Genomic DNA, 16,440 nt, shown 5'->3' with positions numbered 1-16,440 from the left:
TCACCGCTTAGTAAGCCGGATAAGGCGCATACATGACGGGCGGAGGCGGTGCGTAGTAGTACGGACGGGGCGCGACATACACCGGCTGCGTCGAATAATAAGGCTGCGGCTGAGCGATCGTCTCGCCCTTCGATGTCATGCACTGGGCGTAGGCGGTGTCATAGCGTGCCTGCATGCCGGCCGCCGAGTACTGAGCGCCATTCGCACCGTTCGCGCCACCGATCAGCAGGCCGCTGCCCGCCCCGATCGCCGCGCCCGCGCCGGCGTTGCCCGCCGCGGCGCCGAGCAGCGCGCCGACCGCCGCGCCGCCGAGCGTGCCGAGCGCCGCGCTGTTCACGCTGTTCGTGGTGGCAGCCTGCGCAGCGCCGGACGGATTCGTCGTTTGATTCGCGTAGTCACGACACGCGTAGTCGTTCTGTTGGAACTGGCTGAGCGGCTCGCCGGCCCGCGGCATCGCGGCTATGCTCGGGCCGCTCGGTGGCGCCACTGCGCAACCGCCTAACGCGAGCGCGATGACTGCGGCGGGAATCGCCAGGCTGATCGTTTTATTGCTGGAAATCATGGTGGTGCACTTCGGAGGATTGGAATTCAAACGTTAGGCTAATCGCAAAATTCCGTGGTTACGGCTCAGTTACAGAAAGTTTTTGCACGGCCGGCTGGCCTCGACCCGGCTGCGCGTCGTCGCGGCATTGGGTACGTTATATCAAGTGATGCTTGTAAATGCGCGGGCAATCAATTCACAACGAACGCCTCCCACACTCGCGTCAAACGATCCCCGCCGCCCAAGCCAATCGACCGCGCGGAGGCCGCCCCAATCAACCGGCTCATTCTGGCCGCCGCAGCAGCTTGCATTGCCTGCGGCGCGCCCGCCCCCGCCAGCTCGGCGAAGCCTACGGGCGGCGGCCGAGGTCCACTTAGCGCCCCGCGAAATCGCAGTTACCAACTGTGACAAACTTCTTTCAGAAGCGCCCCCTCCCGTTCCGATCGCCTCAGAAAAGGAAAAAGCCCTCGCGATGGAGGGCTTTCGTCTCTAGCTACCATCTTCAATCGCGACCGCAAGGATCACGACATCAGACGACGAGCTGCAACCGGTAATCTCAAGCGAAGTTCTTCGCCGCGAAGTCCCAGTTGACGATGTTCCAGTACGCTTCGACGAACTTCGGACGCGCATTGCGATAGTCGATGTAGTAAGCGTGCTCCCAGACGTCGATCGTCAGCAGAGCCTTGGCGTCGGTGGTGAGCGGCGTGGCGGCGTTGCTCGTCGACACGAGGTCGAGCGAACCATCGGCCTTCTTCACGAGCCATGCCCAGCCCGAGCCGAACGTGCCGACCGCGGTCTTCGCAAACTCTTCCTTGAATTTGTCGAACGAACCCCACTTCGCGTTGATCGCGTCAGCGAGCGCGCCGGTCGGTGCGCCGCCACCTTGCGGCGACAGGCTGTTCCAGAAGAACGTGTGGTTCCACACCTGAGCCGAATTGTTGAAGATACCGCCCGACGACTTCTTGACGATCTCTTCCAGCGACAGGTTCTCGAACTCCGTGCCCTTGATCAGATTGTTCAGGTTGGTCACATAGGTCTGGTGATGCTTGCCATAGTGAAACTCGAGCGTCTCTTCCGACATGTGCGGAGCGAGCGCGTTTTTCGCAAACGGCAGCGGCGGGAGCGTATGTTCCATGGTGCTTTCCTTCTCTATATCTGTTGTGGGGAGTCTGCGGATGACGCTATCGAGCACTCGATTGTAGGCGAGTTGGAATAACCCCGCAAACGACCGGCCTTTATGTCCGGCATGTCGAACACGCCGTGCGCAAGGCCCTTCGGAGGGGTGCGCATGGCGCGTGCCCGGGTCGTCGGCAGGCAGGACATGACAGCAGATGGGCGCCACGCGCCCACCGGCAAAACGTCAGAAGCCCTCGGTCAGACGCGCCTGCACGTCGGCGAGCGCGACGTCGGCCGAGCCTTCGGCGAGATGCATCGTCAAACGACGTCCGGGTTTCAGCGACGACGGCGTGCGAATCGCCCGACCGCTTTGCGCGTCGAGCACGGCCGCATAACCGCGCTCGAGCGTGCGCTGTGGACTCAGCACTTCGAGTCGCGCGCGGAGCATGTCGATACGCGCGACCTGACGTTCATGCTGGCGCGATAGCGCCGCATTCAGGCGCTGCGCCAGCGTGTCGACGCGCGTGCGCTCGGCCGCGAGATCCGGACGCCAGCGTTGCCAGCGCATCTGCAGCAGCGAGAAGCGCGCTCGAGCATCCCGCACCGGCCGCGCGCCCGCCGACGCGAGCCGCACGCGCAATTGCTGCAAATGCGTACGCTGCCGCGCGAGCCGCTCGGCCGGCGACACGAGCCGGCGCGCCAGCCAGTCGAGCTGCTGCGCGCGCCGCTCCATCATGCGGCCGAACGCGCGCGCGAGCGTCGCGTGCCGATGATCGAGTTCGCGCAGCAGCATGACGCGCTGCGGACTCACGAGTTCGGCGGCACCGGTTGGCGTCGGCGCACGTATGTCGGCGGCGAAATCGGCAATCGTGAAATCGGTCTCGTGGCCGACGCCGCTCACCACCGGTATCACGCTTTCCGCAATCGCGCGCGCGAGCACTTCTTCGTTGAAGGCCCACAGATCTTCGATCGAGCCGCCGCCGCGACACACGATCAGCACGTCGACCTCGCGGCGGGCGCCAGCCGTCTCGACCATCGCCGCCAGTTTCGCGCTGACACCCGAACCCTGCACCGGCGCCGGATAAACGATCACCGGAATATGCGGCGCGCGGCGCGACAGCGTCGTCAGCACGTCGCGCAATGCGGCCGCCTGCAACGATGTGACGATACCGATCGCGCGAGGATGCGTCGGCAGTGCGCGTTTGCGCTCGGCGGCGAACAACCCTTCGGCTTCGAGTTGCGCCTTCAACCGCAGGAACGCTTCGTACAGACGCCCCTGACCGGTGCGGCGCACCGCTTCGACATTCAGTTGCAATTCACCGCGCGGTTCGTACATCGTCACCAGGGCGCGCACTTCGATGCGATCGCCTTCGCGCGGCATGAATTCGGCGTACTGCGCGCGACCGCGGAACATCACACAGCGCATCTGCGCCTGCGCGTCCTTGATCGAGAAATACCAGTGACCACTCGCGGCGCGCGTGAAGTTCGACACTTCGCCCGCGACCCATACGAGTGGAAACGAGCGTTCGAGCATCGTGCCGATCGCGCGATTGAGCGCGGAGACGGGAACGACGACCTCACCGCCTGGTGTGGCCGCCGAAGCAAAAGGATTTTCGGGGTTCATGCGAGGAATAAATAGCGCTGGCCGGACAGACGATAGACCGAGCGACGAGCGGCGTCCAGCCGGAATCGCAGGATTGTTAAAAGTGTCCACATGGCGGGAACCGCCTGACGAATTCCGCCAGAACGCCCGCCAACGCCAGTAGATTCCTGGCAGACCCTTGATTTATATGGCGTTTGCATCTCAATAGAGAGCGAGCACTTCGATCCAAAGCGCACGGAATGGCCCTCCCGGACGATCGGATGGCAGGTTCTCCACAAAGTTATCCACAGACTGTGGGCGACCACACATAGCATGGACCAGCGTCCATCAAGCCCTGCGCGACTTGCCGGCCGGGACGCCCGCGCGCTAGAGTTGCGGGTTCGACGGCATGCCGATCGCGCAGCGCGCCAGGGAGCTTGCCGGCCTGAGGCCAATCAGCACGAGCCCTTTTGCCGCGCGGTTTGCACCTCATTTTTCGACCGTATTCGCATTCGATTGCCCGGAGAACCGCGTTGAAGTTGACCCCGCGTAGTGCGCACGGCACGCAGTCCTTGCCCGCAACCCGCCCATGAGCGAACTCAGCGACCGTCTCGCAGCGCGCCTCGCGCGCGAATGGCAGCAACGCGGCCCGCTCGCGTGGGCGCTGACGCCGCTCGCCTGCGTGTTCGGCGCGGTCGCGGCCGCGCGCCGCGCCGCGTTTTCGCAAGGCTGGCTGAAGTCGGTGCGCGTCGGCGTGCCGGTGGTGGTGGTCGGCAACGTGACGGTTGGGGGCACCGGCAAGACGCCGACCGTCATCGCGCTCGTCGAAGCGTTGCGCACCGCGGGCTTCACGCCTGGCATCGTGTCGCGCGGCTACGGCGCGCGCGTGAGCACGCCGACCCAGGTCACGCCCGGTTCTTCGGCGCGCGTCGGCGGGGACGAACCGTTGCTGATCGCGCGCCGCACCGGCGCACCCGTATGGGTCTGTCCCGATCGCGTCGCCGCCGCGCAGGCGCTGTGCGCTGCGCATCGCGACGTCGACGTGATCGTCAGCGACGACGGCTTGCAGCACTATCGCCTCGCGCGCGACGTCGAACTCGTCGTGTTCGATCACCGGCTCGGCGGCAACGGCTTCCTGCTGCCGGCCGGGCCACTGCGCGAGCCGTTGTCGCGCCGCCGCGACGCGACGCTGATCAATGATCCGTACGCGCGCACGCTGCCCGCGTGGCCGAACACGTTCGCACTGCAACTCGCGCCCGCCGACGCTTGGCATCTCGACAATCCCGCGCTGCGCCGCCCGCTCGCGCAATTCGCCGGTCAACGTGTGCTGGCCGCGGCCGGCATCGGCGCGCCGGAACGCTTCTTCGCGACGGTGCGCGCGGCCGGCATCGCGCCCACGACGCGCGCACTGCCCGATCACTACGCGTTCGAGCGCAATCCGTTCACCGACGCCGACGCAGACGCGATCCTGATTACCGAAAAGGATGCGGTAAAATTGGGGGCCTGGCACGACGCGCGCATCTGGGTAGTCCCGGTCGAAGCCGCGCTTGATCACCGCCTCACTGCATTAGTTGTGGAGAAAGTCCGTGGACGCTCGCCTGCTTGAAATCCTCGTTTGCCCGATCTGCAAGGGCCCGCTTAGCTACGACCGCGCCGCGCAGGAACTGATCTGCAACGCGGACAAGCTCGCCTATCCGATCCGCGACGGCATTCCCGTGATGCTCGTCGACGAAGCGCGGCAGACCGTCGAAGGCACGCCGGTCGATCTGAATCCCGGCTCGGTCGCCTGACCCGGCGCGGCGCGGCGCGGCGCCGCGTCGTCTCGCTCGCGCGCGGGTCAAGGGGCACAGGTTCGTCAACGCCAACGCCCGCCCGTATGTGCTCCACGATCGATCCGTAGCCGTTTTAGCCGCTCCGGCTTACGTCCGACTCTGCGCGCGCGTCGTGCGCGCAGCCTCTTCCTCCGGCCTGATTGCCGCCCGTTCCCGATCCGATGATCCACACCACCCCTTATCCGTTTATTGCCGTCGTGCCGGCCCGTCTGGCGTCGACGCGTCTGCCCAACAAGCCGCTCGCGGACATCGGCGGCAAACCGATGGTCGTGCGTGTCGCCGAGCGCGCGCGCGAATCGGGCGCGCAGCAGGTGCTGGTCGCGTCGGACGCGCAGGAAGTGCTCGACGCGGCGCACGACCACGGCTTCGACGCGGTCCTCACGCGCGCCGACCATCCGTCGGGCACCGACCGTCTCGCGGAAGTGGCGACGCGCTTCGGGTGGAGCGACGACACGATCGTCGTCAACGTGCAGGGCGACGAGCCGCTGATCGACCCGGCGCTGGTGCGCGGCGTCGCCGCGCATCTGGCAACGACGAGCGACTGCGCGATCGCGACGGCCGCCCATCCGATCACCGATCCCGCCGAAATTTTCAATCCGAACGTCGTCAAGGTCGTGCCCGATGCGCGCGGCGTCGCGCTGTATTTCTCGCGCGCGCCGATCCCGTGGGCGCGCGACGCATGGCAGCCGCACTGGCCCAACGTCGCGTCGATGCCGGCGCCGCCCGCACCCACCGCCGTATACCGGCACATCGGACTGTACGCGTATCGCGCGAAATTTCTGCGCACGTACCCGAGTCTCACGATCTCGCCGATCGAACAGGTCGAAGCGCTCGAACAGCTACGCGCGATGTGGCATGGCGAGCGCATCGCAGTACTCGTCACGCACGACGTGCCGTTGCCGGGCGTCGATACCCCCGCCGATCTCGCGCGCGTACGGGCTTTATTCGGGTCTTGAGCGCCGGAAGCCGTGGCATAATCGAACGGTTATGCGCGCCTCCCAGCGCAGGCGACACTCGGGTTATCCCGGTCGCGCCGTGCGGTTCTTGCAGCGCCGTCATTTCGACGTGCAGCGCGAACTAGCCAACGGTAGCCGATGCGGAGCCTGCGAGAATCGCCGGGAAGCCTGCTGCGTAAACAAAGAATTCACATAGATCTGGAGATATCCATGCGTTTGATCCTGTTGGGTGCACCGGGTGCTGGCAAAGGCACTCAGGCCAACTTCATCAAGGAAAAGTTCGGCATCCCTCAAATTTCGACCGGCGACATGCTGCGCGCGGCCGTCAAGGCTTGTACGCCGCTCGGCCTCGAAGCAAAGCGCTTCATGGACGCCGGCGAGCTGGTCACGGATGAGTTGATCATCAACCTCGTGAAGGAACGTCTGCAGCAGCCGGACTGCGCGAACGGCTATCTGTTCGACGGCTTCCCGCGCACGATTCCGCAAGCCGAAGCAATGAAGCAGGCCGGTGTCGCGATCGACTACGTGCTCGAAATCGACGTGCCGTTCGACGAGATCATCGTGCGCATGAGCGGCCGCCGCTCGCACCCCGCGTCGGGCCGCACGTATCACGTGACGTTCAACCCGCCGAAGGTCGAAGGCATCGACGACGTGACTGGCGAGCCGCTGATCCAGCGCGACGACGACAAGGAAGAAACGGTCAAGAAGCGTCTGGAAGTGTACGAATCGCAAACCAAGCCGCTGATCGAGTACTACAACAGCTGGGCGAAGAACGGCGATGCGTCGAGCTCGGTGAAGGCGCCCCAATATCGCCGCATTTCGGGCCTCGGCAGCGTCGATGAAATTCGCGCCCGTGCGTTCGATGCGCTGAAATAAGCTGGATTGATCTAAACATTTCCGCTGTTTGCGTTCGACCAAAACCCGCCCACATTGGGCGGGTTTTTTATTGGCTCAGCGCGCCAACCGCAACGGCAAGCGCTGTGTGCGGAGCGTCCAGCAGAACCAGTTGGTCTTCCATAGCGCTCGCATGTCCGCCGCCCACGTCGCTTTCCGCATCGCAGCACAGCCGCTACAATCGATCGTCGAAAAAATGCTTCGATCCAGACTGCACTGAACAACCGTAGCGAAGGAGAAGACATGGAAATTCGTGACAACGTGTTCCTGATCACCGGCGGTGCATCAGGGCTCGGCGCTGCCACCGCGCGCCTGCTGGTCGAGAACGGCGGCAAGGTCGTGCTCGCCGACCTGAATCTGGACGCGGGCGAGGCGCTCGCCAAGGAGCTCGGCGGCGTATTCGTCAAATGCGACGTGAGCCGGGAAGAGGACGCGCAACAAGCCGTCGAAGCCGCGACGAAGCTCGGCGTGCTGCGCGGACTCGTCAACTGCGCGGGCGTCGCGCCGGCCGCGAAGACCGTCGGCAAGGATGGCCCCCATTCGCTCGATCTGTTCACGCGCACGATCTCGATCAACCTGATCGGCACGTTCAACATGATCCGGCTCGCCGCCGCGCAGATGTCGAAGAACGAGCCGAACGCCAACGGCGAGCGCGGCGTGATCATCAACACCGCATCGGTCGCCGCGTTCGACGGCCAGATCGGCCAGGCGGCCTACTCCGCGTCGAAAGGCGGCGTGGTCAGCATGACCCTGCCGATCGCGCGCGACCTGTCGCGCAACGCGATCCGCGTGATGACGATCGCCCCCGGCCTCTTCGAAACGCCCATGCTGCTCGGCATGCCACAGGAAGTGCAGGACGCGCTCGGCGCAATGGTGCCGTTCCCCCCGCGTCTGGGCAAACCGGCCGAATACGCGATGCTCGCCAAGCAGATCTTCGACAATCCGATGCTGAACGGCGAGGTGATTCGGCTGGACGGCGCGATCCGTATGCAGCCGAAGTGAGGAGCGCCTGGCGATGAAAAAACGCCTGTACATGTGCGACATGTGCAGGCGTTTGCCTTTTATGCAGCGTGAAACGCGCGGCGCTATTCGCCGCCATCGTGCCGCGTGCGCTGCCGCAATTCATGCAGCTGCGACTCGACCACGGTGGCGTCTTCCGCATCGGGGCGATCCCCGAGGTAGCTTTCGAGGTCCTCGAGCGCGGGCCGCAGATAGTCGAGCCGCGCATACGCGAAACCGCGATCGCGCACTTCCTCGATATTGTCCGGCAGCAGAATGACGAGCCGCTGTTGCACCGCGAGCAGTCGTTGCCAACGCTCGGTTTGCAGATAGATCGCCTTCAGGTTGCGCAGCATCCGCGCGACGATCTCGCGACGCGTGGCCGGTTGCAGCAGCATGCGCAGCGCCCGGCCGACCGAATCCCCAGCCGACGCGACGTACGGTTCGAGCATCTCGACCATCTGCGCTTCGGACAGCGAATGACCGGTGGTCGGATCGAGCATCACGTCGCCGTCGGGCGTCGTCACGCGCAGCAGGAAGTGGCCCGGAAACGACACCCCGCGCACCGGAACGCCGAATTGCTCGGCCATCTCCAGATAGAGCACCGCGAGTGAAATCGGGATGCCGCGGCGACGTTTGAGTACGACGTTCAGATGACTGTTGTCGGGGTCGTAGTAATCGTTCAGATTGCTCGCGAAACCGAGTTCACGGAAAAAGAACCGATTGAGGATGCCAACCTTCTGACGGATGTCGGCGTCGTCTGGCATGCGGCGGCGCAGCCGCAGCACCAGCTCGTCGATCTCGGCGAGCACCGACTGCAGATCGAGGTCAGGATAGGCGTCCTGCGCCAGCGAGAGCGCCGTCTCGGTCAGCGGCAGGCTCTCGTCTTCGGCGACGAGCGTACTGAAATAATCGAGAACCCGCGACATGGTGATCACTTCACTCGCCTTTTGAAATACGCGTACTTGAAGCCCATCAGCCAAAGCATACCGAAATATAGCGCGGCGAACACCACGAGACACGCACCGAGCAACACCATCCGGCTGACCGGCTGGGTATGCATGCCGACCCAGTCGAAGCTGATCGCAAGCCAGCGCATCACGCCGGCAAGCACGAGGCACGCGCCGAGCAGCTGCACGAAAAACTTGAGCCAGCCGCTCGACGGCGTATAGATGCCGCGTCTGCGCAGACCGATGAACAGCAGCAACGCATTCACGCAAGCGCCGAGCCCGACGCTCAGCGTGAGACCCGCATGCGCGAACACCGGCACGAACGCGTAGTTGCACAGCTGCGTGACAACCAGCACGCCGATGCCGATCTTCACCGGCGTCTTGATGTCCTGCTTCGCGTAGAAGCCCGGCGCGAGGATCTTGATCAGGATCAGGCCGACCAGGCCGACGCCGTAAGCGGCGAGCGCGCGGCTCACCATCACGACCGCGGTGCCGTCGAACTTGCCGTAGTTGAACAGCACCGCTGTCAGCGGCTGGGCGAAAAAAAACAGCGCGATCGCGCTTGGTGCGGCGAGCAGGAACGTCACGCGCAGCCCCCAGTCGAGCAGCGACGAATACTCGTGCGAATCGGCATCGACATGCGCCTTCGACAGGCTCGGCAGCAGGATCGTGCCCAGCGCGACGCCGAGCAGCGCGGTCGGAAACTCCATCAGCCGGTCGGCGTAGTTGATCCACGACACCGCGCCGGGGCCGATGTGCGACGCGATGTTGGTGTTGATGATCAGGCTGATCTGCGCGACCGACACCGCGAACATCGCCGGCACCATCTTCGCGAGCACCCGTTTTACGCCGCGATGCGCGAGCGCGTGCAGCGGGTTCAGGCCGATGCGCGGCACCATGTCGATCTTCTTGAGGCCCGGCAGTTGCACCGCGAATTGCAGCACGCCGCCGATGATCACCGCCCACGCGAGCGCATAGACCGGCGTTTGCAGGCGCGGCGCGAGAAACAGCGCAGAGACGATGAACGAAACGTTCAACAGTACCGGCGCGAATGCGGGCAACGAAAAGTTCCGGTACGTATTCAGCACGCCCGACGCCAGCGACGTCAGCGAAATGAAAATGATGTACGGGAACATGATGCGCGTCATCGTGACCGCGAGCTGGTATGCGTGGCCCTCGCGCGCAAGGCCCGAAGCGACGACGAACACGACGCCCGACGCGCCGACCACGCCGATCACCGATAGCACGGCGAGCGCCCACGCGAGCACGGTCGAGGTCGCGTCGACGAGCGCCTTGGTGGCGTCGTGGCCTTGCTGGTTCTTGAACTCGGCGAGGATCGGCACGAAGGCCTGCGAGAACGCGCCTTCGGCGGAAATGCGGCGCAGCAGGTTCGGAATGCGAAAGGCGACGTAGAAAGCGTCGGTGTATTGACTGGCGCCGAACGCACGGGCGATCAGGGTTTCACGGGCCAGTCCGGTCACGCGCGACAGCAGCGTGAAGCCGCTGACCGTCAGCAGGGCTCGGAATAGATTCATGGGGCGCTTATTATACGGGTCCGCTAATGCGGGCGACGAGCCGGAACGCGATTCGGACCGATTTGCCGCGCGGACGTTCGCCGCAATCGGCTGGAAAGTGCGATTTTTGTATTTTCAGCGGCTTTCCGTGCTGCGCCAGCACTTCAGCGTCAACATGACGCCACTCCCGTCACTGCGACGCCGTCGCGCGTTTCCCGTTGTCACGTGCCTGATTTTGTTGCTATAATCGTCGGTTTCGAAGCTTGCTCAGTTTTCGCATGGTCTTCGGACGGGATTCTCAGGTTGGCGCAGCGCCGCTTGTCAATACATCCGGAAGCCTGGAAACACGGGCCCGCCTTCGCGTAGTTCGATCGATTTTTTCGACACTTTTGCGCCCTTGGGCAATCGCTTCCAAGGGTTCGGATCGAGAAGCAGCACCTCGCCTCATCGTTTAAGGCCGGGTACTGGAAACAGGAACAGGATAAGGAACCGTCATGGCTAACTCCGCACAAGCACGCAAGCGCGCCCGCCAGGCCGCGAAGGCAAACTCGCACAACTCGGCACTGCGCTCGAAATTCCGCACGGCTATCAAGGCTGTCCGCAAGGCAATCGACGCAGGCGACCAGGCTAAGGCCGCCGAAATCTTCAAGGCATCGTCGAAGACCATCGACATCATCGCCGACAAGAACATCATTCACAAAAACAAGGCAGCTCGCCACAAGAGCCGCCTCGCTGCAGCCATCAAGGGTCTGCAAGCGCCCGCAGCGCAGTAATTCCGGTCGGCCCGCTTCGGCGGGCTACCTCCTGTTTCCGCTGCACAAGAAGCCCGCTTTGGCGGGCTTTTTTGTTTTGGCCGGATGACCAGCCACAAAAAAACCCGCTGTTTGCGGGTTTTCGTTTTTTGTTTTTGGCGATCCGGCCAGCTTGCGTCAGATCGCATGCCGTTTGGCTTGAGGTGCAGGCGCATGCTCGAGTTCCAGTTCGCATGCCTCGGTGACGAGGAGGTCGTTGTCTTTCGCGAAGTTCATAACGAAATCGAAGGCCATTGGCTCGATGTCGCGCAGCCGCGAATCGAGAATCACGCATTTGAGATCGCCGATCATGGTCGGCCGCACGTACAGCGAGTACTGCATATAGGCGTTCGGCCCCTTCCTCACGCCGGGCCCGAACGACGACATGACGCCCGCGAGCCGCTCCGACCAGTCGCTCGGCCGAAATCTTTTTCCGGTCGACGTAATGCCCTGAATGAAATATTCGATTGGAGCTGCTTCGGCCATGTAGAAATACCTGTGTGACTGCCCAGCGGAATGATGACCAACCGGCGACACCGGTTGCACGCTCGAATTCACCGCAAGCGGCATGCACGGCAAGCGCTTGCAGCCACCTGCGACGTGCGTGGGAGCTTGGCGCTAACGCAACAATGACGAGCCGCACCACGAGAACCGCTGCGGCGAACCGGCTGAACCGCTCTGGCGCCTATCATGACGGCCACGCCGTGACAGACTTTCCGCGCCGCGCCAGCCGCGTTTCTTGATGCGAAACGCCGGCCTGCTGGGCTATGGGATAACCCTTAAATTATAGCGCAGCGGGCCCTTTTCCGCAGCGCACACAAGCACCGTCCGATGACCCCGCGCAGCCCAACACGATGCCTTCTAATAGCTTTCTGATCGCTTTCACAGCCTTCCAGCCGACTCGTCAAACAGGGCGAAATCCTTTATGCTGGGTTGAGTTACCACCAAACCCACGGCGGCACAGTCCGGCAACCCTGCCGGGTGAGACCGCCGTATTTGTTTCATGACCGCCAAGAAAATTCGCCACTACCTGCAGTTCAAGGACTTCTCGCTGGAAGACTACGAGTACGTGCTGGAACGCGCGCGCATCCTGAAACGCAAATTCAAGAACTACGAGACCTATCACCCGCTGCACGACCGCACGCTGGCGATGATCTTCGAAAAGAATTCGACGCGCACGCGCCTGTCGTTCGAAGCCGGCATCTTCCAGTTGGGCGGCCACGCGGTGTTCATGAGCACGCGCGACACGCAGCTCGGCCGCGGCGAGCCGATCGAAGACGCCGCCCAGGTCATCTCGCGCATGGTGGACATCATCATGATCCGCACGTTCGGCCAGGACATCATCCAGCGCTTCGCCGAAAATTCGCGCGTGCCGGTGATCAACGGGCTCACGAACGAGTATCACCCGTGCCAGGTGCTCGCGGACATCTTCACGTACTTCGAGCATCGCGGTCCGATCCGCGACAAAACGGTGGCGTGGGTCGGCGACGCGAACAACATGCTGTACACATGGATCGAAGCCGCACAGATCCTAGGCTTCAAACTGCGCCTATCCACGCCGCCCGGCTACAAGCTCGACCGTGCGCTCGTCTCGGCGGAAAGCGCGCCGTTTTACGAGGAGTTCGACGACCCGAACGAAGCCTGCGCGGGCGCCGATCTCGTCACCACCGACGTGTGGACCAGCATGGGCTTCGAGGCCGAAAACGAAGCGCGCAAGAAGGCCTTCGCCGACTGGTGCGTGGACGCCGACATGATGGCGCGCGCGAATCCCGATGCGCTCTTCATGCACTGCCTGCCCGCGCATCGCGGCGAGGAAGTCAGCGCGGAAGTGATCGACGGACCGCAGAGCGTCGTGTGGGATGAAGCGGAAAACCGTCTGCACGTGCAGAAAGCGTTGATGGAATACCTGCTGCTCGGCAAGCTCAATCATTGAGCGAGGCGTTCGCCCAGGCACCAACCGGGACCGCGTTACAAAAAAGGCGCCGGGAGGAAACTCCCGGCGCCTTTGTGCATTCGTCGACGGTGAAGCTCAGCGCGGCCAGTCAGCGCGAAAAGAGCGCGCTTCCGCTCATAGGCAAACCGGCTCCGCCTCCAGCTCCACGCCAAATTGCTCGAACACTTCGTGCTGGATCGCCCGCGCCAGCGCCAGCACTTCCGTGCCGCTCGCGCCACCGCGATTGACCAGCACCAGCGCCTGGCGTTCATGCACGGCCGCCGCGCCCATCGCGCGGCCCTTCCAGCCGCATCGGTCGATCAGCCAGCCGGCCGCCAGCTTGACCCGCCCGTCCGCCTGCGGATACGACACGATTTCCGGTTCGCGGCGCTTCAGCGCCTCGAACTGCGTGGCATCGATCACCGGATTCTTGAAGAAGCTCCCCGCGTTGCCCAGTTCGAGCGGATCGGGCAGCTTCGCCCGCCGCACGGCGACGACCGCATCGAAAATGGCCTGCGCGGTCGGCTGAGGGGCCGCACCATCGGCTTTCCCTTGGCTCGCCGCAGGACCCCGCGCCGCTAGCTCGCGCGCGAGATCCGCGTAGCCCGCGCGCGGCTGCCATGCCTTCGGCAAACGAAACGTGACCGACGTGATCACGAAGCGCTCGCGCCCTTCCCGCTTGAAGAAGCTGTCACGATAGCCGAACCGGCACGCGTTGGCGTCGAGTTCGACGACGTTGCCGGTCGCGAGCTCGATCGCCCGCAGCGACGCGAAGCGTTCGCACATTTCGAGCCCGTACGCGCCGATGTTCTGGATCGGCGCCGCGCCGACCGTGCCCGGTATCAGCGCGAGATTCTCGAGGCCGGGCATGCCCTGCGCCAACGTCCACGCGACAAACTCGTGCCACGGCTCGCCGCCGGCCGCCTCGACATACCACGCATGCTGATCCTCGCGCACCACGCGGCGGCCGCGCAGCGCCACCAGCAGCACGAGCCCGGCGAAGTCGCCGCTCAGCACGACGTTGCTGCCGCCACCGAGCACGAGGCGCGGCAGGCCCGCGACGCGCGGATCGCGCACCGCGGTGGGCAACTGCTCCTCGCGCTCGATCAGGCACGCGAACTGCGCGCGCACGTCGAAGCCGAACGTGTTGTGGGCCTTCAGCGAATAGCCGGCCAGGAGAGACGCGACGACGGGAGCGGCAAGAGCGGATTGGGGCATCGGAATGGCAGCAGGGCAACACAACGGGAAGCGACAGGAAACAACGACCAATGACGAGCCTGACGACACGAGCGGCGCCGCGCGGCGGCCTTGGGCAAAAGAGAGCGGCGTCGGTAAAATGACGTCCGGTCCGTGATTATAGCGAGTGCCTCGCGCGCAGCCGACCGGCCGCGTCGCGCACTGCCGCACTATTGGGAGAAAGCAATGCCATCGTTTGACGTCGTCTGCGAAGCGAACATGATCGAAGTCAAGAACGCGATCGAGCAGTCCAACAAGGAAATTTCGACGCGTTTCGACTTCAAGGGGTCCGACGCGCGCGTCGAGCACAAGGAAAACGAAATCACCGCGTACGCCGACGACGACTTCAAGCTCGGCCAGGTGAAGGACGTGCTGCTGTCGAAAATGGCCAAGCGCAACGTCGACGTGCGCTTCCTCGACTACGGCAAGATCGAGAAGATCGGCGGCGACAAGGTCAAGCAGGTCATCAAGATCAAGAAGGGCGTGTCGGGCGATCTGTCGAAGAAAATCGTGCGTCTGGTGAAGGACAGCAAGATCAAGGTGCAGGCGAGCATTCAGGGCGATGCGGTGCGCATCACCGGTGCAAAGCGCGACGATCTGCAAAGCGTAATCGCGATGCTGCGCAAGGACGTGACCGACACGCCGCTCGACTTCAACAACTTCCGCGACTAAGCGGCACGGCGCGCGAGGCTTGCAACGCAACGCGCCGCGCCGCGCGCAAAGTCTTCGAGCCGCTTCACCTCGGGCCGGGCGGCTCAGCCCACTTCAAAGATCGTTGCCCGCCGCCGGGCTGGCGGCCTTCTTCTTGTCGCCGATACGGCTCTCCTGCCCCTTCATCAGCTTCGCGATATTGCCGCGATGGCGCCATACGAGCAGCAGGCTCATCGCCAGAACCGCGAGCGCAACGATGCGCGGCCCGAACAGAAACACGTAGAAAAGCGGCGCGAACAGCGCCGAGCACAGCGCCGCCAGCGACGAATAGCGCGTGAAGAACGCGACGATGATCCAGGTCAGCAAGGTCGCGACGCCGAGTGTCGGGTTGATCGCGAGCAGTACGCCCGCGGCGGTCGCGACACCCTTGCCGCCCTTGAAGCGGAAGAAGATCGGATACAGATGGCCGAGAAACACCGCGAGCGACGCAATCGCGATCGAGTGCTCGTCGAGCCCGTAGCGCGCGCCGAAATTCACGACCAGCCACACCGGCAGCCAGCCCTTGAAGGCGTCGCCGATCAGCGTCAGAATCGCGGCCTTCTTGCTGCCGCTGCGCAGCACGTTGGTGGCGCCCGGGTTGCCCGAGCCGTACGAGCGCGGGTCGTCGAGACCCATCGCGGCGCTCACGATCACGGCAAACGACAACGAACCGATCAGATAGGCAACGACAGCGACGATCAGGTTTTGCATCTAGGACTCTTATAAGGATCGCGGTCTGACATTCGATACCCCAACCGCAACAGGGTACGCCCGTCGAAACAAGGCGGCGCACATTTTACCGAAGGCGTCCGCGCGAAAAACATTCAGGCAAACGTCAACTGGCGCGTCGGCGTCAGTCCACGCTCGCGCACTGCACCGGCTTCGCCGCAAGCAGATCCGTGAGCACCTTCGGCTCGATGCTGACGAGAAAGCCGCGCCGCCCTCCGTTCAGCCAGATTTTGTCCATCTCGAGAATGGTCGACTCGACATACAGCGGCATCTGCTTGCGCGTGCCGAACGGCGAGGTGCCGCCGATCAGATAACCCGAGTGCCGGTTCGCGACTTCGGGCTTGCACGGCTCGACGCGCTTCGCGCCGATCTGCCGCGCGAGGTTCTTGGTGCTGACGGTGCGATCGCCGTGCATCAGCACGATCAACGGCTTGGCGTGCTCGTCTTCCATCACCAGTGTCTTCACGACGTGATGCTCGTCGACGCCGAGCTGGCGCGCCGATTCCGCGGTGCCGCCATGCTCGACGTAGTCGTAAGGATGCTCGCCGAACGTGACGCCGTGACGGCGCAGCAGCTGCGTGGCGGGGGTTTCGGACACGTGTCTGGATTTGTTCATCGGCGCATTGTAATGGCGAGATTGCACAACGGCTATTTGCCGAACCGGCAATTGTGCGGGC

Annotated in this window: 17 protein-coding genes; 8 read left to right on the top strand and 9 right to left on the bottom strand. The window is 63.9% G+C overall.

Features of this window, described 5'->3' with window-relative positions; all coding sequences use genetic code 11:
* Positions 1–7 precede the first annotated feature (7 nt).
* The 3 genes from AB3X96_RS28260 to xseA all read right to left on the bottom strand — a co-directional run bounded on the left by AB3X96_RS28260 (position 8) and on the right by xseA (position 3,281).
* Complete coding sequence (locus AB3X96_RS28260) at positions 8–562, bottom strand: glycine zipper family protein (protein WP_176385111.1); 555 nt, start codon at positions 560–562, stop codon at positions 8–10.
* A gap of 535 nt (positions 563–1,097) precedes the next feature.
* Positions 1,098–1,676: a superoxide dismutase [Fe] gene (gene sodB, locus AB3X96_RS28255; RefSeq protein ID WP_013090345.1), complete on the bottom strand. Its 579-nt coding sequence runs from the start codon at positions 1,674–1,676 to the stop codon at positions 1,098–1,100.
* Between the two features lie 225 nt (positions 1,677–1,901).
* The gene (gene xseA, locus AB3X96_RS28250) at positions 1,902–3,281 is read right to left on the bottom strand and encodes an exodeoxyribonuclease VII large subunit (RefSeq protein WP_368592320.1); all 1,380 of its coding nucleotides are present in this window, start codon (positions 3,279–3,281) and stop codon (positions 1,902–1,904) included.
* A 547-nt stretch (positions 3,282–3,828) separates the two neighbouring features.
* On the opposite strand from xseA, the gene lpxK reads away from it, so the two are divergent.
* The 5 genes from lpxK (at position 3,829) to AB3X96_RS28225 (ending at position 7,923) form a co-directional block, all read left to right on the top strand.
* Positions 3,829–4,845 (top strand): tetraacyldisaccharide 4'-kinase, encoded by a 1,017-nt coding sequence (gene lpxK / locus AB3X96_RS28245; protein ID WP_368592319.1) that lies wholly within the window; start codon positions 3,829–3,831, stop codon positions 4,843–4,845.
* Positions 4,826–5,029 (top strand): Trm112 family protein, encoded by a 204-nt coding sequence (locus AB3X96_RS28240; RefSeq protein WP_007180583.1) that lies wholly within the window; start codon positions 4,826–4,828, stop codon positions 5,027–5,029. The genes lpxK and AB3X96_RS28240 overlap by 20 nt, the downstream gene beginning before the upstream one ends.
* Before the next feature lie 203 nt (positions 5,030–5,232).
* Positions 5,233–6,027: a 3-deoxy-manno-octulosonate cytidylyltransferase gene (gene kdsB / locus AB3X96_RS28235; RefSeq protein WP_368592318.1), complete on the top strand. Its 795-nt coding sequence runs from the start codon at positions 5,233–5,235 to the stop codon at positions 6,025–6,027.
* A gap of 210 nt (positions 6,028–6,237) precedes the next feature.
* A complete protein-coding gene (adk, locus tag AB3X96_RS28230) occupies positions 6,238–6,903 on the top strand; it encodes an adenylate kinase (RefSeq protein ID WP_368592317.1) in 666 nt (221 codons plus the stop codon).
* 261 nt (positions 6,904–7,164) lie between these two features.
* On the top strand, positions 7,165–7,923 hold the full coding sequence (locus tag AB3X96_RS28225; RefSeq protein WP_176105210.1) for a 3-hydroxyacyl-CoA dehydrogenase: 759 nt from the start codon (positions 7,165–7,167) through the stop codon (positions 7,921–7,923).
* Positions 7,924–8,006: 83 nt separating this feature from the next.
* Here the strand turns inward: AB3X96_RS28225 and AB3X96_RS28220 are convergent, their stop codons facing one another.
* Together AB3X96_RS28220 and murJ are read right to left on the bottom strand one after the other, a co-directional pair.
* Complete coding sequence (locus tag AB3X96_RS28220) at positions 8,007–8,849, bottom strand: SirB1 family protein (RefSeq protein ID WP_176110260.1); 843 nt, start codon at positions 8,847–8,849, stop codon at positions 8,007–8,009.
* Positions 8,850–8,854: 5 nt separating this feature from the next.
* Positions 8,855–10,405 (bottom strand): murein biosynthesis integral membrane protein MurJ, encoded by a 1,551-nt coding sequence (gene murJ, locus AB3X96_RS28215; protein WP_368592316.1) that lies wholly within the window; start codon positions 10,403–10,405, stop codon positions 8,855–8,857.
* A gap of 473 nt (positions 10,406–10,878) precedes the next feature.
* Between murJ and rpsT the strand changes: the two genes are divergently transcribed.
* Entirely contained in the window at positions 10,879–11,157 is a 279-nt protein-coding gene (gene rpsT / locus AB3X96_RS28210; RefSeq protein WP_013090353.1) for a 30S ribosomal protein S20, read from the top strand.
* Between the two features lie 156 nt (positions 11,158–11,313).
* Here rpsT and AB3X96_RS28205 read toward each other — a convergent pair whose 3' ends face one another.
* Positions 11,314–11,661, bottom strand: coding sequence for a DUF3579 domain-containing protein (locus AB3X96_RS28205; protein WP_176105208.1), 348 nt, complete (start codon positions 11,659–11,661; stop codon positions 11,314–11,316).
* A gap of 517 nt (positions 11,662–12,178) precedes the next feature.
* On the opposite strand from AB3X96_RS28205, the gene argF reads away from it, so the two are divergent.
* Complete coding sequence (gene argF, locus AB3X96_RS28200; RefSeq protein ID WP_176105207.1) at positions 12,179–13,108, top strand: ornithine carbamoyltransferase; 930 nt, start codon at positions 12,179–12,181, stop codon at positions 13,106–13,108.
* A 135-nt stretch (positions 13,109–13,243) separates the two neighbouring features.
* Here argF and murB read toward each other — a convergent pair whose 3' ends face one another.
* The gene (gene murB, locus AB3X96_RS28195) at positions 13,244–14,326 is read right to left on the bottom strand and encodes a UDP-N-acetylmuramate dehydrogenase (protein ID WP_368592315.1); all 1,083 of its coding nucleotides are present in this window, start codon (positions 14,324–14,326) and stop codon (positions 13,244–13,246) included.
* Positions 14,327–14,530: 204 nt separating this feature from the next.
* Between murB and AB3X96_RS28190 the strand changes: the two genes are divergently transcribed.
* Positions 14,531–15,016 (top strand): YajQ family cyclic di-GMP-binding protein, encoded by a 486-nt coding sequence (locus AB3X96_RS28190; protein WP_018421633.1) that lies wholly within the window; start codon positions 14,531–14,533, stop codon positions 15,014–15,016.
* A gap of 93 nt (positions 15,017–15,109) precedes the next feature.
* Here AB3X96_RS28190 and plsY read toward each other — a convergent pair whose 3' ends face one another.
* Together plsY and ybaK are read right to left on the bottom strand one after the other, a co-directional pair.
* Positions 15,110–15,745, bottom strand: coding sequence for a glycerol-3-phosphate 1-O-acyltransferase PlsY (plsY, locus tag AB3X96_RS28185; RefSeq protein ID WP_368592314.1), 636 nt, complete (start codon positions 15,743–15,745; stop codon positions 15,110–15,112).
* Positions 15,746–15,887: 142 nt separating this feature from the next.
* Positions 15,888–16,379 (bottom strand): Cys-tRNA(Pro) deacylase, encoded by a 492-nt coding sequence (gene ybaK / locus AB3X96_RS28180; RefSeq protein WP_368592313.1) that lies wholly within the window; start codon positions 16,377–16,379, stop codon positions 15,888–15,890.
* Positions 16,380–16,440: the final 61 nt, after the last annotated feature.

It is taken from the genome of Paraburkholderia sp. BR13439 (genome assembly GCF_040948805.1).
Taxonomy (GTDB): Bacteria; Pseudomonadota; Gammaproteobacteria; order Burkholderiales; family Burkholderiaceae; genus Paraburkholderia; species Paraburkholderia youngii.
Note: the sequence above shows the minus strand (reverse complement) of the source record. Positions and strands in the feature narration are given on the sequence as shown.